This window comes from Ruegeria sp. CG11, from assembly GCF_056537245.1.
Map to the genome: position 1 here is coordinate 110,073 of NZ_JBQFRE010000007.1, position 20,004 is coordinate 130,076.

Below are 20,004 nucleotides of genomic sequence, written 5' to 3' on the forward strand. Positions count from 1 at the left end.
TTTCAAGGAAACAAGATGTCAGATTTCACTGATCCCGATCACCTGATGCCGCTGACTCTGGCGCAAAAAGACTTTTGGGAAGAGTTCACGTTCCACCCCGACCTGCCCGTTTCAACAGTGGCCCACTATGTTGAAATGAAAGGCCATATAGACGGCGAGGCGCTGAGCTGGGCGATTCAAGCAACCTGCGACGAAGCAGAAACTCTCAGTGTACGGTTCCACACTACGGCGGATACGCCGTTTCCGAAGCAAAGTTGCGATCCGGAATACCGCCCCGTTCTGCGGCGCATGGACTTGCGCAATGAGCACTACCCGAAAGAGGCAGCCCTACGTCAGATGCATAAGGATATGGAGCAAGTGATTGACTTGCGAGCTCAGCCCATATCAGAGCAATGGCTTCTGCAACTCGGTGAAGACCATTGGATTTGGTACAATCGCGGGCACCATATCGTTCTGGACGGATACAGCATGCTGTTATTGGAACAGCGGGTAGCGCAGCTGTATTTGTACAGGCTGGGCAAATCTACCTACGGAACTGCCTTTAGGCCTTATTCGGACTTCATCGCCGAAGATCTGACCTATGCGGAGAGCGCGCGCTACGCTTCAGACAGGGCGTATTGGCAAGATCGCCTGTCCGGGCCGGGTAAGTTACAGGTTCTGGAGAAAGGTGGTGAAGACTACGGCGCCGAAGGGTTGTCGGGAGACTGTCCGATCTCACCATCAACGGAACTGGGTCTGCTGACACTTGCACAAAATGCAGGTCTCAGTTGGCCGGACTTGTTGGTTCTGGTGTCCGGTGCCTACTTGATGCACAGCCTTTCCGAAGCTGTTTCGGAAACGGCGAACGGGCCAGAACGGGCTTTGCCAATCTGGCTGCCATTCATGAGTCGGATGGGCAGCGTCAATGCGCTGATCCCTTCGCTGGGCGTGAATATTCTGCCCTTTTACCTGCACTCACATTCGGCTGAGGAAGACCTGCAGGGATTCCTCAAACGCTCTTCCCGTGAGTTGCGGCAGATGCGCCGGCATGGTCGTTACAGGGTTGAACAAATCGCTTCTGACCACGGTATCGGATCTGGCAAACGTTTCTTCTTTTCGCCCCTGATCAACGTGATGCCTTTTGAACAGCCGGACATCTACGGGTGTGACAGCAAACGGGTCGTTCTTTCAAACGGGCCTGCGGACGGCTTCAACCTGACGTTCCGCGCGGACGGGCAAGGGCGCGGCATGAACCTGCGGCTGGACGCCGACCCGGCCCTGACAAGTGAGGGTGAATTTGATGCACATCTGCGTGCTTTGCCAGAATACCTGAGCCGCGTTGCACGCCCTGAGAGCTTATCGCACCCAATCCAACGGCTTGTCGCTGCAGCTTGCGAGCCAGTGACCGCTTGAAAAGTGAGGCACCGATAGTGCCTCACACAATCTTTCAAATCAGTTGGTCAGTTCGGTCAGAGACTGCGTCGCGGCACCTGGTCCCGAGAAACGAGTAAACACCTCATTCAGCTTGTCCCGGATTTGGTCCACCCGATCAGGTCCGTAGCGGTCGGCACGATAACTCATCATCACCCGAATACCACGTTTCTCGCCAACGGTTTCCTCCAATACTTCGAACTGCAGACCTAACAGCGTTTCGGACTTGTCCGGGTCGATTTGCCGGAAGGCAATGCGGCGGCCCTGCGCGTCGGAAAGTGCGCCATTCAACTTGTTCTGGGCGTGAATCTGAATGAACGCTTCGAACATGGATTCCATGGCGGGCGGTTCTCCTCCGGTCAGGCGACGGCCGACTAGATCCAGCGGTATTTCGCTGTGCGGAAGGGACTCAGCGATTTCATCCCGCACCGTCTGAATCAACGACGCGGCACTCGTCTCGGGTGTGACCTGAACCCGATGGGCGACAACGGTGGTGAAATAGCCAACCGTATCAAAGAAATCGGCCCGGTTCCGGCCCGACGCCGACGTGCCGATGACAAGGTCCTGCTGACCGCTGAGATGGCTGATGCTGGTTGCAATGGCCGCGTAAACGACATTGAACAAGGATGCCTCTTGCGCTTTGGCCAGCGCATAAAGCCCCTCGGCAACGTCCAGGTTCAAAACCAGCTCGACCCACCCACCTTTCGGAGAGCGCGGAGCATCCTCATCAATATCCTGCGGAAACAGCGGCATGGCCCGCGGGGCTCCTGCAAGTTTGTCTGCCCAATAGGACAGGTTTGCCTCGTTCAACCCTGCGTCATCCTGCAATTGCGTAAACCGATGGAATGGCATGGGATTGGTCGTCCAAACTGGAGCACGTCCCTCTGCGCGACAACGATACGCGATAGCCAGTTCATCCATCAGCAGGTTAACCGACCATTCGTCCAACACAACGTGGTGAAACAGCATCGACAAAATTTGCTCTCCACTATCTGAGTCCCTCAGAAACCGCAGCCGCAAGGGCAATTCAGATCTGAGATCAAAGACATGATGCGCCTCAGCCAATCTATCTGTGTCGCGGCTGTCTTCGCTGGACCAGAACCAGCGATAATCTTCCAGCCTTTCCACCGGAACCACGTGATGTACCGGGTCTCCGCCTTCATCGGTATGAAGCGAACGCAGAATGGGGTGGCGCTCCAGAAGATCACGAAACGCCTGTTGAAACAGGGACTCGTCCACCTGGTCGATAAACCGCAGCGCGAAGGGAATATTGAAGATCGCCCCTTTGCCAAAGGCGGCGTAAGCCCGCCAAAGCGATTGCTGTGCCAGCGATAGCGGGAAAGGTCCCATATCACGCGGATCATCCATGATTTGTGATTCAGCCGTTTGCTCGACCTCGACGCGACGTGCCATGGTCGCCAAACGCCGGGCAGAGGCATGACTGAACAGGTCTGCAAACCGGATTTCCAATCCGTGCTGGCTCAGCAGGCGGCCAATGACGCGGGTCGCGACCAGCGAATGCCCTCCGTGATCGAAGAAGTCATCGTTTTCCGACATGTCCGGGCTGTCCAGTGCATCGCGGAACTCGGTCAGGATGGTTTGCACAACATCCTCAAGCGGGTCGGATTGGGGCTTCGAAAGGCTGGTCTCGCCCTTTGCAGTTTCAGGGATTGGTTGCCGCCCTTGCAAAATGGCCACCAGTCGCTCCAACAGAACAGGACCGACATGGGCCGAAATCGCCCGACCGGTAACAAGCTCAATCGTCAAATTCTGTGCGCCGTCACATCCGATACCCATTGACAGATCAGGGGTTAACTCTGCGGTGGGCAGTGGCACGGGTGTACAATGGGCATCGCCCACAACCATTGCAGCCTGTTGTTCAGGCCGCAATGAAACCGCAATCGGTGCCGTTCTGGTGATTTCCTTTGTGTCGCCGCCCGTCAAAGCAAGGGTCCGGCACAGCATCTCGTCATCTTCCGCCGTACCACACCAATTCAATTGCAGACGTGGGGAAGACACAGCGGCCTGAGCCAGATTGAATGCGGATATGCCCTGGGTCAGATAGTCGACGGTCACACTCTGTTTGCCGCTCAACTGACAGACCATCCTCAGCAAGAGGTTTGTGACCCGAGCCAGCAGCTTGGCGTCATCTTCATGATGCCCAATCAGCAGTGGGGCGGATGCGAGCGGCACTGAAATCCGGTGATGATGGGCCAGCGCGCCCCGCCAGATCCCTCTTGCGTTAGGGGCGGTCGCTGTCGAAACAACCTCTTGCAGGCGCAGGTCCGTTTGCAGTCGCGCCCAATCCAAAGGCGAGTCTGCACTGCCTTCCTCAATCTCCCCCGCAAATACCGGCGCATTCGCAACGCTTGGCACAGTTGAACAGCCACCTGTATCATAGGCCGCTGAAATTGCATCAATAATCAATTGAAACGGCAGCACGTCCTCGGCAACGCGGTGCCGCAATATGGCGAGGACACGGCGGCCAGAGCCCATCAGGAAATGTGCCATTACCGGCGGCCTCTGGCTCAGATCCCAAACCTCAGATTGGGCCCGCATCAATACATCTATAATAGCGCGGTCACCCTCAATGTGATCACACGCAATGGGCACCTGTCCAAGCGGGGACTTAACAAGCTGCCCGCTGTCGTTAAAGAGATACCCACGCCCTGCCTCGGGCAAAATTTCCGTTAAATGTCCAACCGCACCGATCAGACGTTGCGCATCGACCGAATCCGGCAAGTCCAGTGCTGCAACCTGAATCAGCCTTTCTTCTGGCATTTGCTGCTGACGCAGCCAGATATGCTCTTGATGCTCAGTCGGTTCCGAGAGCTGTGCGGGGGCACTCGGCCGATCATTTGCCGACGTTTCGAGCAGCTCATTTATGTCCTGGGGCATGGAAGGCCTCGTTTACTACGTACGAAATGTTGCGCCCGCCAATCGCTGACTTAGTGGCGAAATGCGGGTCGGGACGAGGATCAGGTCGACGAGAATTCAATCCGGACGCGAAAGGTCGTTCATCTCTCGCGCCATACGGGAGCGCGAAAAACGCACAAATCTGTCTGGAAAGTTTGCTGCAAAGACGCATTAGGTGCTGATCCACGATGGCGCCGCCATACGCGGCAATGAAACATGACGTGAAAGTCATGACTGCCAGAAAGTCGGCCTTGCCGTGAATCAGCTGGGTCTGGCAGTTTGGGGGACCCTAAAAACGAGGGCGTTTGATTGTCAAGCAGTGACGGCCTATCAGCAATATTTCGACCATTGGGTCGTTCCGGTCAATTGTGCAACTGCCCGTCCGGCCTCCAGCAGCGCGCCATCCGCGCTTGGACCAATCGTACTACCCAGATCAGCAACGATGGTCATGACGCAAACGATTTCATTCTGGGCGTCAAAAACTGGTACGGCTTGTCCGGTCACATCAGGTTTCAGATGGCTATCTAGTTGCGCCAATCCCGATAAGCGTATTGCCTCCAACTCGGCACGGCACGGGGGTTTGCCGCGCGTTCTGGCTGGCTGGTTGTTGCGGGCAACCTTGACGGTGTCTCTGGGCAAAAATGCCTGAAATGCCAGACCGCAAGCCGAATTATCAACAGGCAGCACATCGCCGAGGCTGAGCGAACTGATTGCGAAATACGCGCTACGATACCAGCGCACCACTGTCGGGCCGCGCTCAGTCCAGACAACCACGCCCGCGCTGGCCGCAACGCGACCCGAAAGCTCTTTCATGTGCTGTGCCGCGACCTCAATCGGATCCAAACGCTGTAGCGCAGCAAGACCGATGCTGAGCGCGGCATGTCCCAGGTCATATCGACCAGATCCAGGCTCCTGATTCACAAGACCTTCCTGTTGCAGCGAACTCAGGTACCGGTGGGCTGTGGAACTGCTTGTTTCCGTGCGCCGCGCAATCTCACTGAGGGCCACCGGCCCTTCAGAATTCGCCAGAACTGACAGAAAGCGGGCCGCTATTGAAACCGACTGAACCGTACCCTTGCGTGGTTGGCTTGACTTTGCCCATCTTTTGGACACGCCATCGTCTTTCCCGTTTGTCATTTCGTGTCGAGTCCTCTGTTGGCACGAACAAGAGAGCGGAATGATCAAGTAGACGTTGTTACTCACCCTCCCGTTTCCACGCCCCAAGTGAATTGCGACTTTTTGGCATGGTACCAGAGGTACTATCACCTTTGATTCATCTTGCAATGCGGAATGCGTTCTGCCATGTGGAAGCCGCCGGTGGAATATCCACTCGCCAGCCAGAGTCCCGATGCGACTAGGCAAGCCAAGCAGAGACCGGTCAAACAATCCATTGACTGCAGCAAGTCTCGACAGCTGGACAGTCTGAAAACAAAGGGACAAGGAAATGAAACAGCGCACATTCGCGCGGCTGTTGGGCCGTGTGAGCGTTGTTGCTCTGGCAACGTGCTCAAGCGTATCGGCGCAGGCTCAGGAAAGCTCTGAGCCCGTCGAAGACAATGACGTCATCGAACTCAAGGAAATTGTCGTCACCGGGGAAAAGGTGGATCGGACTCTGCGTGAAACCGCAAGTTCGGTTTCCGTGATCACCTCAGGTGACCTCGAAGCCAAGCCGTCCGAGACCGACGTAAGGGACGCGGTCGAAGGAACCCCGAACGTTCTTTACCCCGGAACGGTCGGCGCACCGGTTATTCGTGGTCAGGAAGCACAGGGGCCCAATACAGGGGCCGGCGCCTTTTTTGGCGGCACGGTCCCCCGCGCAACGGTTAACCTGGACGGTCACTATCTGACCTTCAACGAGTTGGTCTACGGGGCCAATTCGATCTGGGATGTTGACTCGATCGAGGTGTTCCGCGGTCCGCAAACTACGGCCCAGGGCGCAAACAGCATTGCGGGCGCAATCATCGTCAACACCAAGGACCCGACTTTCTTTACCGAAGGCGCCGCGCAGTTTCAGCTTGGCAGCGACAACCGCAAACGGGCGTCACTTGCATACTCGGCTCCGATTTCTGACCAATTCGCCGCAAGGATCGCGCTGGACTATTTTGCGCGGGATACCTTCATCGACTACACCAATCCCAATTTCGCCCAGGGTGCCACAGATCAGGACTTCGAAAGCAAGAACGCCCGGCTGAAATTCTTGTGGGCTCCGACCGACCTTCCGGGTCTTACGGCCAAACTGACCTACTCGTACACCGATACAAACCGGCCTACGGCAGAAGCGGCCGACGCCCCATTTGACGAACTGATCAGCACAACAAGTAGCAACCCCAGTTGGGAACAACGCACCAACACAACGATTGCCGATATCGCCTATGAGTTCGACAATGGCGTGGCGATCATCAACCAGCTTCAATACTCGGACATTGATACCGACCGCATCTCAGCACCTGAGAACTTCGGGTCTGCACAAATCGATCAGGAAAACCTGTCGAATGAGCTGCGCCTGACCTTTGGTTCGGACGCCTCGGCGTTCAGTGGCGTTGTGGGTCTGTATGCGGCCAGGACGGATTCCGACGAAGCCCTTCAGATCGGAGGGAATTCCGTCTTTGACGACCGCAAGGACAACCTTGGGGTTTTCACCGACATTACCTACAGGTTCGCTGAACGCTGGACTCTGAACGGTGGTTTGCGATTCCAGCAGGACGAGATCAAACGATCGGGCACATCGAATTTCGCAACGAGTGCACTGGACTATGACGAGACATTCTCGGACTGGCTGCCACGGATATCGCTTGCTTATGACATCACCGACAATGCCACTGTCGGCGCCCTGATCAGCAAAGGATACAACCCCGGTGGTGTTTCGCTGAACTTCCAAAGCGGAGAATATGTTCCGTTCGAAAAGGAAACTGTCTGGAACTATGAACTGTTCGGCCGCGCGCAGTTGTTGAATGACAGTCTGTTTCTGACCGGCAACCTGTTCTACAGCGATTTCACGGATGCACAGCGTTTCGTCGTGGTGTCCATTCCGGGCCTTGTTGGTCAAGCCATGACCGTCAACGCGGAAAAAGCCAAATCCTACGGTCTTGAAGTTGGACTCGATTATCGCCCTATTGACACCGTGCGCCTGACCGGTGGGCTGGGCCTGCTGCGCAACAAGGTCACCGAGTTCAGCTCAGCTTCGGTGGATTTCCTAGGCAACGAGTTCAGCAATTCACCAGCCTATATGCTTACAGTGGGTGCGGATTGGGACTTTGCTCCTGACTGGACGCTGGGTGGAACGGTTCGCTTCACCGACGGATATTACTCGACTGACGACAACAATCCTGACCTGGCCGTCAGCGGCTACACGGTCGCAGATCTGCGGCTCAGCTATCGTCCGCGGGATGACATTGAGATTTTTGGTTACGTCAACAACCTGTTCGACGAACGCGGGCCCACGTTCAAAAGAGTCAACCGTACAATCGGCGGGATCGAGGGTGAATTGCTTGAACCTCGCTACGCTGGTTTCGGAGTTCGCAAAACATTCTGAATAATGATGTGATGCGTCAAGCCCGGTTGCACGGCTCTTGTGGGAACTCAGGTTCCCACTTTTCCTGGCAACTGGGCCTTCAATCGATGTTGACTACAATACCTGACCGTTTTAGTTGACCATTAGCCGCGGCTCATTCAGATCCTTCGGAGTTACGCCCAGCCAAATTGAACATTGCCTGCAAGGCGCGGGCAACCATGGCACGTAAAACCCAAGGATTGCAGATGAAAACCACTCTGATGTCGACGATGCTGGCCACCGATGATGTTGCCAGCGCATTCGGATGCAGGCTGAAGCCCAAGTTGCGCGCAGCGATCGAGGCCGACCTACGCTTTCCGGTTCATGCTGCTTCGCCCATGTCAGAACAAACACCCGAAGACCTGCCTGAGAATGTGGTGAAGCTGTCACAGGCATTGCCCGAGCGTGAAAGGACTGCGTCATGACACTCGCATCTGTTGCACAGTTGGATGCCGATTTGGTGGCCGTTGTTGACCTGCCGCTGGACGACTTTGAAACCGGGTTGCTCAGCGTCATCCGGCATCACCTGGACGCGCTGAGCCGGCCAGACACGCAGGCTTGGCATCGTGCCTACACCATCGCCGCCGAGCAGTGGGGAGACGCGATTGGCTTTCCGGCGGCGCATCTTCTGGCACGTTTCCTGAAATATGTCATAAAAGTACGAGACGGATATTTTGACTATGCCGACCCGTTTGGAGAGCATCGGAAGGATTGGGTCTCTTCTGACGAGGCCGCGCTGCTGCTGGTTCTGCACCATATGCGACGAGACAACACCTCGGCCGCACGTCAGACTGTTGAAGAACTGACGCAGGGATGGATGGATCCGGACGTTATCCGGTCCGGCCTGACCTTTGCCAATAGATTCCCCGCTGGGCAATTGCCGCCGATGCGCAACGATGGAAAACCAAAACTGCGTGTAGTTTCCTGAACTACGCCCGAGAGCGCCTGCCAGCGAGACGGGACGGGATCAAAAACGCCTAAAATGGGATGGGTTTAATAGAAAGGCCACAGTCAGATCTGCGGCCTTTAGGTTTTCAACTGCTGTAACGTATTAGAATGTCGCGGTCACAAACAGGTTGATGTTTCGTTCCGCTGCCGGGATCTGATCGTTGGCGCGGTAGGACTTGTCGAGGATATTGTTGACCTCAAGCGTCAGCAGAGCATTTTCGGTCAGGTCCAGACTGCCGCGGAAGTTCAGCGTGGTCCAACCGGCAGTCAGGTTGGTGCCGGTGGGCGTGCCGGTGTCGACGATGTTGCCATTCTCATCCCGCAACTCGGCCGAGCTTTCGCCCCGCAGGAATACATCCCATGTGCCCGACAGGCTTGCGGTCTGCCAGTCGGACCGCACCCCAAGCGTGCCCGTCCATTCCGGTGTGCCGCTGTCTTTTGTTGTCACGCCGGTTGAATATTCAAACTCACGCGTGATGTTTGACAGAATCGCGTAAGGCCGAACGCCGCCCCAACCCGGATCAACTTCGGCTGCCAGTTCGACGCCGCAGCTATTCACACGGTCGACGTTATCATAGGTCAATTGACCGGGCGCGGTCGGATCGGCGGCCACTGCGATATGTCCGTCATCAAATGAAATGGTCCGATCGAGCTGACGGCGTTTAGGACGGCCTGGCTCATCGATTGTGATCTTACGCGGCGCACCCGAGATTGAGCAAGCGTCGCTGTTTCAGTGTTCTTTCCTTGATGGTTCTCCTTTCCTTCAGAATGCCGTCGCTGCGACCGAAGTAGACATCGGCCGGTGTCAGATTGCCGAGGCTCTCGTGATAGCGGCGGTGATTGTAGTGGTCGACGAAGGCTCTGATCGCTTCCTCGAGTGCGCCCGGTAGGTAATAGTTCTCCAACAGGATGCGGTTCTTGAGCGTCTGGTGCCACCGCTCGATCTTGCCCTGGGTCTGCGGATGATTTGGCGCCCCTCGAACGTGGTCCATACCGTGATCTTGGAGCCAATCCGCCAGGTCACCAGAGATGTATGATGAGCCGTTGTCGCTGAGCAGCCTGGGTTTGTGCCTGATGGTCGCGGACGAACAGCCTGATGCCTCCAACGCCAGTTCCAGAGTGTCAGTGACATCGCCGGCCTTCATCGTTGTGCAGAGCTTCCACGCCACGATGTAACGGCTGAAATCGTCCAGGATCGTCGAGAGATAGAACCAGCCCCAGCCAGTCACCTTCAGGTAGGTGAAGTCCGTCTGCCAAAGCTGGTTCGTTCTTGTGGTCTTGTCGTGGAACTCGTCCGCAGCCTTGATCACATTGAACGCCGGGCCAGTAATCAGGTCCTGCTCCTTGAGGATACGATAAACCGAAGGCTCTGATACAAAGTACTTTTTCGTGTCTGTGAAGCGGAATGCCAGCTCACGCGGCGATAGTTCCGGCTCATCCAGGGCGAGGTCAACGAGAGCCTGCCGGATCTCGTCGGGGATGCGGTTCCAGACCCGGCCGGGGTGTGGACGGCGGTCCTCGAGCCCGGCTTCACCAAACGCCTCATAGCGGGCACACCAGCGGTAAAACGTGGTTTTCGGGATGCCCAACCTCGACAGCGTCCTCTTCGCTGGCAAGTGGGACTGCTCGACAAGTCGGATGATCTTGAGCTTCTCCGTTGTGGGGTATCTCATATGTCGTCGTCCCCATCCCCGAGCATGCTTTTTTTAAGCAAGCGGTTTTCCAGGGTGAGGTCGGCAACCGCCTCCTTCAGGGCCAACGCCTCGGTCCGCAGCTCCTTCACTTCGGGGCTTGTCGCTTGCCTGGCTGTGTCACCTGCCAGCCGCTTTTTTCCGGCCTCCAGGAACTCCTTAGACCAAGAATAGTACAGGCTCGTGGCAATCCCTTCACGACGGCAGAGCGCGGCGATGCTCTCCTCGCCACGCAAACCCTCCAGCACAATGCGGATCTTCTCCTCAGCCGAATGGTGCTTGCGCGTCTTGCGGCGAATGTCTTTGACGACCCGATCAGCCGTCGGTTCCAGCTTTCCGTCTCATCTTCACTCCTTGACGGTTCAGATGAGCCAGAAACCTTCCGTTATGCAAATCCCTCAATCAGGCCCACAGGTGCTGATGTCGGACAAGCCATGATCTCTTCCAGGTCGCGATAGGAAACCGTGTACCGCAGGTAGAAGTACACAGCGTATAAAACCGCATCTTTGGGAAAATGACAGCCTTTCAAAGAGACCATACTAAAACCTGCTCGAAATTGATTTCAAAGCAAAAGAACCAAGACACGCGCTTAGGTCCACCAACGCCCAAAGTTTGCGACACATCCTGCTCAGCCAATGCGGTGGACGGTGACTTTTTGTGAACGCCCCTTGACGCGGAAATCGCCAATATGTTCCAATTCGAATTCCGCCCCAAGATGAGCTGCGGTGGCATCGCTGACTAAGATTTTAGTTTGCTCGACCGTCTCCAGAGTGCCGGCCAGAGTCTCAATACGGGCACAGGTGTTCACGGTATCACCTATTACCGTGTAATTCATCCGATTTTTAGCCCCAATATTGCCAACGATGAGTGGCCCAGTGTGAACGGCAATCTTGACGTTGTATGTGACCCCATCCTTCGCTAACGATTGCTTGATAGCCAACGCAGCGCGACAGGCCCGTTCGGCATGATCGGGTTGTTCTTCAGGCGCGCCCCAGAAAGCCATCGCCGCGTCACCGATGTATTTGTCAAGGGTACCGCCTTCTGCCTCAATACAACTGTTCAAGATTTCGAAGTGGCGGTTGAGCATCTCTGCCGTGACCTTCGGAGACATGGCTTCCGACGTGGCAGTGAACCCCTCGATGTCGGAGAACATGACAGTCAGTTCGACTTCTCGAGGTTCGACAAGGTTGGGATCGCCGGTGTTCAACAATTGACGCACTAGAGTGCGGGGTAGATAGGTTTCGAACCATCGCAACCCGTCGAGCATCTTATTAAATGCGGCAGCCTGAAGGTTCAATTCTGTCACGCGCGAGGGAGGGAGGTAGTCGATCTGATCGAGGTTTAGTGCGCTGATTTTTGTGGCTTCATCTGTAGATCTTTGGATCGGAGCCGAAAGTCTCCTTGCCAGCAGAAGTGCCACCAGAACTGAAACTACTAGCAATCCAACACTGACCAGTACTGCCTCCCGTAATCGGGTCCATTGCATGCTCCAATCACTAAGCGGAGAATACTGACCAATGACCCAAGGCTCGGGACCAAACTCGTCCAGAGTGCTTGTTAGGACAAGCTGCTCGCCCTCCGCAGAATCCACCACGAATCCGTCAAAAGAACCGTCGGTGCCTTGAAAATCAGGGACCTGTGTCAACGCCTGCGTTATGACAGTATCATCAAGCGCTTGGACCGAAAGAAGCGGGGTTTCCGAGCTCAAGTCACCGGCCGGAAGGTTCAGCAGTTTTGGATGGGCCAGAACTCGGTTGCCACCGTAAAGGATGAAACCGGTTGCGCCGAATTTACCGCTCAATTCGCTGACAATGTCAGAGAAATGATGCACTGTGGAGGATATGAGCACAGCGCCCAGGAACATGTCGTGTCGGTAAACCGGAACGGCTACTGAAATGTGCGTCTTGCCTTGGTTGAAGAAGGGTTCATTCCAAATCAGTTCGTTGGAACGTTTCACATCCTCCAGGAACTGGAAGGTAGCCGCAGAGGGTGGCTGGTTGGTGGAATTGAACGTAGGCCCGTTGAAGCCGGGTACATGGGTTGTGATGAATGTGTTGCCGCCGGGATAGACGATAGCTAAGTCAGTCAGATAAGGAGCAGAAGCTGCAACACCCCTAAAATAGGCCTCAAGAAATTCAGTGTCGGATAGGTCAACTTCGCTGGCACTGGCATTCTGCTGTAAAGATCTCGCAATTTCTTCGATGGGCGTGATCAGGCTTAGGATGTTAACTTTTATAGACTCAACGGTAAATGCGTCGTAGGCGTTCAGAAACGTGGTCGTGTTACGAACATTGGCATAAGTAGATACAAATAGTACTGCTCCCGTCGAAAAAACCACTAACCCGCCGAAGGCCAGCGCCAACAGTGTCGAAATTCTGACTAAAAGTTGTGAACTAGCGCTACTCTGCGGTGATACAACCTGTTCTTTTGTACCGGTGCATCCGGGTTGTTTGTCTGCTTTGACCATCTCTGAACGATATGTGGCTTGTGATTCCTATTCAACGTAGAAGACGACCGATGGAATCTCATTTAAATGGTTGCTTTGTAGTATATGTTCAGAACTCGACTTCTTTCATAGTCAGAACAAAACGGCTTCTGTGAGAGTGAAAGCGAAACGGAAGACCTTGAAGCGCTATTAGGCAGGCTGCATAGCAACGCCCGGCTTCTGATGAAATCGATGACCTGTCGCGATGAACAAGTTCAGTGGGTTCCCTTGGTGGTCACAGATGGCGTGTTGCTTCAAGTTCATATCGTTTTTGTTTCACCCTATAAGGCGGCCAATGCCGCGCTTTTTTTCACGTTCTAGTCGTGGCGGTTTGCCTTGAGATCGATTGCGTCAATCATCATGAGATTCCCTTTTCACAGCACCCAAACCAGGCAGCATCTAGGCTAAAATGCCCTCATCGCTCCAAGGGTTTTCCTGCTTCTTGTACGGGCCATACTCCTTTGGCGCACCGCGGCACAGTAACCAATTGCAGTAAAAAATAGTTCTGCTCCGCACTCATCGGTCGTGGACGTCCGCATGTCCTTAGAACTCTGGGTATTTGATCTCCAGACGCATTCTAAGCGCATCGCTCAATCGAAAAGGATCAAACATGTCACCGGTCAGTTTTTTGAGCGGACAATCATGCTTACCGGAAATCAGCGGGCTGGGACCTAAACTTGCATCAATTTTGAAGCAGGAAACTAAAGAACGTCTGCCAATGCAACGATGTCATCAGCGATGGGAGTGTTTTCGCTTTGAAGGTCCCTTGCCAATCTAGTGATTTTTCGTAGGACTCCTGATCTGACGTAGCAGTGTTGCTGACTCTAGTCTGGTTGCCATGCTTGCAATGGTGGACCTGGATCGAGGTCCTTTGGCTACGTGCTTCTGTTCGCTGGCAACGCATTGGATGCCAACAAGGTGCTTGTTCGATGAGATCCCGATATGCCCATCTCGTCGGCGTGCATGAAGGATGTCAGTGACATTCCTGACCCTAAGTCTTACGCACCTGAACGCCGATTTCAGTTACCGAGTGGATTGGCTCCAAGGTGCGAGAATTCTGTAGATCGCAGGTGTTAGGAACAAGGTGAACACAGTTGCAAGGCCCAGCCCCCCGACGATCACCCAGCCTACTGCGTTGCGCGCCTCTGCTCCGGCACCGGTTCCCAATACAAGCGGGATGCTGCCGGCAATTGTCGAGGCCATGGTCATCAGAATGGGGACCAGCCGGATTTGCATGGTCTCTCGAATGGCCTGATCAACCGATTTACCGGTCTCGATCTGCTTGTTGGCGAATTCGACGATTAGGATGCCGTTCTTGGCCATGATACCGACCAGCACAACCAATCCGATCTGACTGTAAAAGTTGATGCTCCCACCAGTGACAAAAATGGCCAGCAACGCCGTGCCAAGGCCGCAGGGTACGGTAATCAGGATAATCGCCGCGCTGAGAAAGCTCTCGAACTGCGCCGACAGGACAAGGAAAACCACCAGAAGCGCCGCAGCAAAGACCAGAAGGGTTGTCGTTTCCCCGCTTTGCAGGGTCGACGCTTCGCCCAACAGGATAAGACGGCCCTCGGTTCCCAATAGGTCTGGCGCAATCTGTTGGAGGCGGGCGACTGCGGTTCCAAGATCGATACCGCTGCCCAGATTTGCCTGCCCGGCGACCGCAAGCTCGCGGGCCTCGCGATTGACGGTTGTTGCCGAGGCCGCTACCGAAAGATTGGCAACCGCTGAAATCGGGATGAACTGACCCGAATTCGCACGCATGAAGGCGCGCTCCAGATCGCCCTGATCGTTGACCGGGCGCCCGCCGACCTCAAGGCGTATTTCAACCGCCCTGTCGTTCAGAAACACCTCTGAGACCTTTGTCCCTTCAATCACCGTGTTCAGCGTGTCGGTAACGGCCCGGGGTTCAATCCCGAGGTTTTCCGCCTGATCGCGGTCAATCTCCAGCAGCAGTTGCATCTGAGTGACCTCGCTGGCCAGTTGCGGGCTGGCAAATGCTGCGTCGCCCTCCATCCGGGACACCAGATCGCGCATGAGTTGGCTGAGCCTGTCATAGTCTTTGCCCACAACCGCAAACTGAACCCCCTGCCCTGCCCCGCGAATGCCCAGGCTGTTGGGGCTGCGCATGGAAATGATCGCACCGGGGATGCGGTTGACCGCACGCCGAATCTCGGCGGCGATGGACTGCTGGCTCCGGCTGCGGTCCTCCCACTGGGCCAGACGCACGATCACGATGGCTGTGTTTGTGGACCGCAGGCCCACCAGCGACTGCACGGCGACAGCTTCGCCTGAGGCAAGGTAGGGTTGGAGAATACGCTCAACCACTGCCGCCTGCGCGTCGGTGTAATCCAGACTAGCAGCCGCAGGCATTCGCATCGAAATCATGATCGCACCGCGATCCTCAGGCGGAGTGATTTCTTTCGGAATGATGCCATAGGCCATCATCGAGGCGACCGTAAAGGCAAGTGCCGCGCCCACTACCGGCAGACGCCATTGCAGCACGGCGTCGATCAAGCCGGTGTAGGTGGCCAGAAAGGTCGCCGCGGGGCCGGAGGGCGCCAGTTTTTTCGGGCGCGACAGGGCGGGTTTGCCCGGGTCCACCAGCGCGCTGAGCGCAGGGCAAAGCGTCAGCGCAACAAACGAGGACAGTGCCACCGAAAAGGCCAGTACGAAGCCGAATTCCGCAAAAATCCCACCGGCCTGACCGGGAAGAAACGAGATCGGAATGAACACCGCCGCCAGCGTGGCGGTCGTCGACACCACAGCAAAGAACACTTCGCGGGTGCCTACAATCGCCGCATCGACGGGCCCAAGGCCCCTCTTTCTGTGGCGCACGATATTTTCCAGCACGACGATTGCGTCGTCCACGACCATCCCCGTGGCCAGCACCAGCGCGAGCAAGGTGATCGTGTTGACCGAAAATCCGGCCATCCAGATCGCGGCGAGCGTTCCGACCAGCGCGATCGGTACAGCGGCGGCGGGCACCAGAACCGCCCGGGTGGATCGGAGAAACAGAAATATCACCACGATGACGATCAGCACGGCCAGACCGATACTGGTCGTCACGCCCCGGATGGAACGTTCCACAAAGACGCCGTCATCCGAGACGATGGTCAGATTGGCGTCTGCCGGAAGGGCTGCCTGCAATTCTTCAATCGCAGCTCGGATGCCTTGAGAAATGGACAGGGTGTTGGCATGAGACTGCCGAATGATGTTCAGGCCCACGGATGGCTGGCCGTTGATGCGCGTCAGCATGGTCGGCTCATCGGCAGTGAACTGAACGAAAGCGATGTCACCGATGACCGTTTCGCGATTGAGGCGGATCGCGGAAATGGCCTCTTCGGTTGTTGCCGATGCGATGGATCTGACGACCAGTGACTGTTCGTTCGTTTTCAAAGCCCCTAGCGGGACATCGAGATTGGCACTGGCCAGCGCCGCGCGCGTATCGGCGAGCGAGATGCCCCGGCTGGCCATGGACACCGGGGAAAAGGTCACCCGCATGATGCTGTCAAACCCGCCCGTGACCTGCACTTCGGCAACGCCGTCCACGCTCAGCAACCGGTCCGCCACGAGGTTTTCTGCCAGATCGGTCAAATCCGTCAAGGCTAGTGACCCGCTAAGGGCCAGCCGCAGGATCGGATCAGCATCCGCATCGCTTTTCTGCACGATGGGGTCTTCGACATCATCGGGCAGGTTCCTTTTGGCGTGGGCTACCAGATCGCGCGCCTCGTTCGCTGCGGCCGAGATATCCGTGCTTGCATCCAGCTCGAGCGTGATGCTGCTGCTGCCGTAGACCGACGCCGACGAGGTGTTCTGCAAGCCTTCAAGGCGCGACAGTGCATCCTCGAGAACGGATGTGACTTCGGCATCGACTGTGCTGGGCGACGCGCCGGGATAGCTGGTTCTGACCGAAATCACCGCCTGGGATACATTCGGCAATTCCCGGATTTCCACACCGGATAGGGCAGCCAGCCCTGCGATGACGACCAGCAGATTGACCACCAGAGCCAGAATCGGGCGTTTGACAAAGACCGCAGCGAACCCCGCGTGCTGCGCCGGATCAGCCATCGGATGCCTCCGCCCCTTCAACGACGATCTGCGCGTCCGGGCTGACTTTGAATGCGCCATCCCTGACGACCCTGTCGCCGCCCTTCAGGTCGGCTTCGACCCAGACACTGTCTTTCTCGCGGTGCCGAAGCGTAACATCGACCTGATCAGCCACGTTGTCGTCGCCCAGACGCCAGACAAAGGCACCGTCCTGGCTCCACAGGATCGAGACCGCCGGAACGACTGGCATCGCGGGTTCGGGGCTTGAGATGCTGACGCTGAACGTCATGCCAGGCAGCAGGATGGCATCAGGGTTTTGTAACTCGGCCCGGACACGAACGGTTCTGAATTCTTCGTCCACCGCACTGTCAAAGGCCGTCACCCGGCCTTCGAACACGCGCCCGCGAAAGGCCGGCGTCAGAAGCCGGACCTGAATGCCGGTCTCAAGTCTCGACACCGCGGTCTCGGGCACGGTGAATTCCACCAGAAGACTGCTGGCATCGACCAGATTGACGATCTCTGCCCCCTGCGGAAGGTAGCTGCCGACCGACAGATCGTTCAGGTTTATCTGACCGGCAAACGGCGCGCGAATGACACGGCGGTCGTACTCATACTGGGCTTCGGCGACATTCGCCTGCGCCACGGCCAGCGCGGCACGGGCCTCGTCAACCTGAGATTGCGAAACGGCGCTACTGTTCTGTGATAGCAGCCTCTCCAGCCTTTCAAATGCAGCGTTTTGCTTGTCAAACTCGGCTTTGGCGCTGTCCAGCAGGATTTGCTGGGTTTTGCGCTGCAGAGTCACGATCGGACTGTTGGCGTTCACTTCATCATTCGGCCTGGCGTGAATGACCTCGATCGTGCCCCCTATTTCCGCCGTGATCGTGATCGATCGTATCGCTTTTCCGGTGCCGATGGACTGCACATTTGATACCGGTGAAGTCAGGCGAACAGTTTCAGCCGTGACCACAATGGCGTTGCCGGGCAACGTATCCGAAGCGCTCGCCTGCTCATCCGCGCCGTGTACAATCTGTGGTGCTGCAACTGACAGCCAAACCGAAAGGCCAAAGAACAGGTTCTTGAATGCGATGGGAAAAGGAATTTCAGCCATTTGAACCTCTGCAATCTCAATTTCTGGAATGGTTTAACTTACTAATTTTCCTGAACTTCAATGACGCCATCTTATGGCGGACAATACCAATATTCCAACCACCTCGCCTCATAGCAGCGGATTCCTGGAATATCTCCGGCCGACCGGAAAAACCGTGTCTGCGACAACTAGGCTGCTACCCGTTCTCTGCCGGACATGTCTAAGGTTCACGATATGACTTCTATGAATGCGCGCGAAACTGTTTTCCGGCAGTTTGCTTTGCCAATCTGACAATGGACCAGAGACGTGGAAATCCCCTGCGCGGGTGTGGATCTTCACGTAATCCCCATCCGCGCTCAGCCAGAATAGGTCTTTTAGATTGACGTGTTGAAAGGAGGACTTTCCCGTTTGAATCTCGATGGATTTCGTCGCCGCAGCGTCCCACAACACCTTGGCGCGTTCAACTGCGGCACAGAACCGTTCGTATGAGATCGGTTTGACCAGATAATCGGCCACCCCCGCCTCGAAGCCCTCTATCGCACGATTTGGAAAGGCCGTGGTGACGATAGTCACCGGGGGGTCGGTCAGCGCACCGAGAAATGCAAACCCATCCGCCTGTGGCAGGCTGAGATCGAGAAACAGGATATCGACATCTTCCGCCTCCAGCATCTCGCGGCCAATCGAGGTCAAGGCTGTCGACCCGATGATGGTAAGATCGGGGTGACGGGCTGCGTAATCTTCCAGCAGGCGGCGGGCCGGGGCCTGATCTTCCAGAACAATGCAAGCCAGTTTCATTTCGGATCCCCGAAAAGCGTCAGTGTAACAAGAAACTTACCATTTTCCCGCCGGATTTTTAGAACATGCCGGTCTTCGTAAGCCAACTGAAGCCGTGCGCGGACGTTTTCCAGCCCAACCCCCCGAGTAACCGAAGTATCGTCATGGTCGAAACAGGGGTTGGTGCTTTCAAACAGGATTTTTCTGTCATCGACGGACAGATGGAACCGCAAGTCAACTGGTTCGGTCTGGTCGATGTTTGCCCCATGCTTAAAGGCGTTTTCGACTATCGGGAGATATATCAGCGGCGCGACTACCAGATCTTCTGCCTGCCCCGATATTTCGAACGAGGCGTCGACCCGCCCGTCCAGGCCCAGTTCTTGCATTGCGATGTAATTGCGCAGCAATTCGATCTCACGGTTGAGCCGCACGGCGCGCTGGTCCGTTTCATACAGCGCGTAACGCAGAATGTCTGAAAGCTCCAGAACGGCTTTTGCGGCGAGGTCACTTTTGCTGCTGATCAAAGCATAGATATTGTTCAGCCCGTTTAACAGGATATGCGGGTTTAACTGTTGGTGCAGCGCGGCCAGCTGGGCGGTTTTTTCCAGCTTTTCCAACTGGGCCAGTCGCCGCCGCTCCTCAAGACCGTCAACGAACAACACCAGGGCAAGTATCGTTACAACAGCTGTCCAGCCATTCAGCATGGCCCACGAAAATCCGTCCCAGTCCATGGAATACAGTTCACTGCCCGGCGGGTATAGCAACACATCCACCAGCTCATCAAGAAACGCGAATACAACGATTGTTCCCAAAGTGGCGGACAAAAAAGCCAGTGGGCGGTTTGTGTGCAACAGTATCGGCCGCCACAGAAACACGACGATTCCGGCCAGGGCGATGCGCAGCAGCAAAAAAAGCGCATCCGGCAGCGACAACCGCAAGTCTGCTTCGGACGTCGCGAAGGCGACCGCATAAAGCAGACAGGCCAGAATGAACACGCTGTTCGGCCCCAGAAATGAAAATGACGCGCCGCGTTCGCCGGATGTTGTTTCGCTCATAGTTTCAATTCAATGGTTGGTCGCGACAGGTCAAG

Annotated in this window: 13 protein-coding genes; 4 read left to right on the plus strand and 9 right to left on the minus strand. The window is 56.0% G+C overall.

Annotated features, from left to right (window positions below; all coding sequences use genetic code 11):
* Window positions 1–15 precede the first annotated feature (15 nt).
* On the plus strand, window positions 16–1,392 hold the full coding sequence (locus ACR0KW_RS15850; RefSeq protein WP_480805867.1) for a condensation domain-containing protein: 1,377 nt from the start codon (window positions 16–18) through the stop codon (window positions 1,390–1,392).
* Between the two features lie 39 nt (window positions 1,393–1,431).
* On the opposite strand, the gene ACR0KW_RS15855 is transcribed toward ACR0KW_RS15850, so the two are convergent.
* Window positions 1,432–4,308, minus strand: coding sequence for a condensation domain-containing protein (locus ACR0KW_RS15855; protein ID WP_480805868.1), 2,877 nt, complete (start codon window positions 4,306–4,308; stop codon window positions 1,432–1,434).
* A gap of 348 nt (window positions 4,309–4,656) precedes the next feature.
* Window positions 4,657–5,463: an IclR family transcriptional regulator gene (locus tag ACR0KW_RS15860; protein ID WP_480805869.1), complete on the minus strand. Its 807-nt coding sequence runs from the start codon at window positions 5,461–5,463 to the stop codon at window positions 4,657–4,659.
* Window positions 5,464–5,770: 307 nt separating this feature from the next.
* Between ACR0KW_RS15860 and ACR0KW_RS15865 the strand changes: the two genes are divergently transcribed.
* The 3 genes from ACR0KW_RS15865 (at window position 5,771) to ACR0KW_RS15875 (ending at window position 8,804) form a co-directional block, all read left to right on the plus strand.
* On the plus strand, window positions 5,771–7,858 hold the full coding sequence (locus ACR0KW_RS15865; RefSeq protein ID WP_480805870.1) for a TonB-dependent receptor: 2,088 nt from the start codon (window positions 5,771–5,773) through the stop codon (window positions 7,856–7,858).
* A 197-nt stretch (window positions 7,859–8,055) separates the two neighbouring features.
* Window positions 8,056–8,301, plus strand: a complete 246-nt coding sequence (locus ACR0KW_RS15870) for a hypothetical protein (protein WP_480805871.1) — start codon at window positions 8,056–8,058, stop codon at window positions 8,299–8,301.
* Window positions 8,298–8,804, plus strand: a complete 507-nt coding sequence (locus tag ACR0KW_RS15875) for a hypothetical protein (RefSeq protein WP_480805872.1) — start codon at window positions 8,298–8,300, stop codon at window positions 8,802–8,804. The genes ACR0KW_RS15870 and ACR0KW_RS15875 overlap by 4 nt, the downstream gene beginning before the upstream one ends.
* A gap of 123 nt (window positions 8,805–8,927) precedes the next feature.
* Here ACR0KW_RS15875 and ACR0KW_RS15880 read toward each other — a convergent pair whose 3' ends face one another.
* The 7 genes from ACR0KW_RS15880 to ACR0KW_RS15910 form a co-directional block, all read right to left on the minus strand.
* Window positions 8,928–9,437 (minus strand): TonB-dependent receptor domain-containing protein, encoded by a 510-nt coding sequence (locus tag ACR0KW_RS15880; RefSeq protein ID WP_480805873.1) that lies wholly within the window; start codon window positions 9,435–9,437, stop codon window positions 8,928–8,930.
* 79 nt (window positions 9,438–9,516) lie between these two features.
* Window positions 9,517–10,847 (minus strand): IS3 family transposase gene (locus ACR0KW_RS15885; RefSeq protein WP_480805906.1). Its coding sequence is split into 2 segments (ribosomal slippage): window positions 9,517–10,532 and window positions 10,532–10,847, totalling 1,332 coding nucleotides; the frame shifts between segments, so codons are not numbered across the junction.
* A gap of 296 nt (window positions 10,848–11,143) precedes the next feature.
* On the minus strand, window positions 11,144–12,982 hold the full coding sequence (locus ACR0KW_RS15890; RefSeq protein ID WP_480805874.1) for an adenylate/guanylate cyclase domain-containing protein: 1,839 nt from the start codon (window positions 12,980–12,982) through the stop codon (window positions 11,144–11,146).
* A gap of 1,041 nt (window positions 12,983–14,023) precedes the next feature.
* Window positions 14,024–17,074, minus strand: coding sequence for an efflux RND transporter permease subunit (locus ACR0KW_RS15895; protein ID WP_480805875.1), 3,051 nt, complete (start codon window positions 17,072–17,074; stop codon window positions 14,024–14,026).
* The gene (locus ACR0KW_RS15900; protein WP_480805876.1) at window positions 17,067–18,161 is read right to left on the minus strand and encodes an efflux RND transporter periplasmic adaptor subunit; all 1,095 of its coding nucleotides are present in this window, start codon (window positions 18,159–18,161) and stop codon (window positions 17,067–17,069) included. The genes ACR0KW_RS15895 and ACR0KW_RS15900 overlap by 8 nt, the downstream gene beginning before the upstream one ends.
* Window positions 18,162–18,269: 108 nt before the next feature.
* On the minus strand, window positions 18,270–18,935 hold the full coding sequence (locus tag ACR0KW_RS15905) for a LytR/AlgR family response regulator transcription factor (RefSeq protein ID WP_480805877.1): 666 nt from the start codon (window positions 18,933–18,935) through the stop codon (window positions 18,270–18,272).
* Entirely contained in the window at window positions 18,932–19,969 is a 1,038-nt protein-coding gene (locus ACR0KW_RS15910) for a sensor histidine kinase (protein WP_480805878.1), read from the minus strand. Before ACR0KW_RS15910 ends, ACR0KW_RS15905 begins: the two co-directional genes overlap by 4 nt.
* Window positions 19,970–20,004: the final 35 nt, after the last annotated feature.

Bases quoted from the DNA above. Each gene is read 5' to 3' on its own strand.
- ACR0KW_RS15910 (WP_480805878.1), bottom strand. From the start codon at position 19,969: ATGAGCGAAACAACATCCGGCGAACGCGGCGCGTCATTTTCATTTCTG.
- ACR0KW_RS15870 (WP_480805871.1), top strand. From the start codon at position 8,056: ATGGCACGTAAAACCCAAGGATTGCAGATGAAAACCACTCTGATGTCG.
- ACR0KW_RS15900 (WP_480805876.1), bottom strand. From the start codon at position 18,161: ATGGCTGAAATTCCTTTTCCCATCGCATTCAAGAACCTGTTCTTTGGC.
- ACR0KW_RS15905 (WP_480805877.1), bottom strand. From the start codon at position 18,935: ATGAAACTGGCTTGCATTGTTCTGGAAGATCAGGCCCCGGCCCGCCGC.
- ACR0KW_RS15860 (WP_480805869.1), bottom strand. From the start codon at position 5,463: ATGACAAACGGGAAAGACGATGGCGTGTCCAAAAGATGGGCAAAGTCA.
- ACR0KW_RS15875 (WP_480805872.1), top strand. From the start codon at position 8,298: ATGACACTCGCATCTGTTGCACAGTTGGATGCCGATTTGGTGGCCGTT.
- ACR0KW_RS15865 (WP_480805870.1), top strand. From the start codon at position 5,771: ATGAAACAGCGCACATTCGCGCGGCTGTTGGGCCGTGTGAGCGTTGTT.
- ACR0KW_RS15895 (WP_480805875.1), bottom strand. From the start codon at position 17,074: ATGGCTGATCCGGCGCAGCACGCGGGGTTCGCTGCGGTCTTTGTCAAA.
- ACR0KW_RS15850 (WP_480805867.1), top strand. From the start codon at position 16: ATGTCAGATTTCACTGATCCCGATCACCTGATGCCGCTGACTCTGGCG.
- ACR0KW_RS15855 (WP_480805868.1), bottom strand. From the start codon at position 4,308: ATGCCCCAGGACATAAATGAGCTGCTCGAAACGTCGGCAAATGATCGG.
- ACR0KW_RS15890 (WP_480805874.1), bottom strand. From the start codon at position 12,982: ATGGTCAAAGCAGACAAACAACCCGGATGCACCGGTACAAAAGAACAG.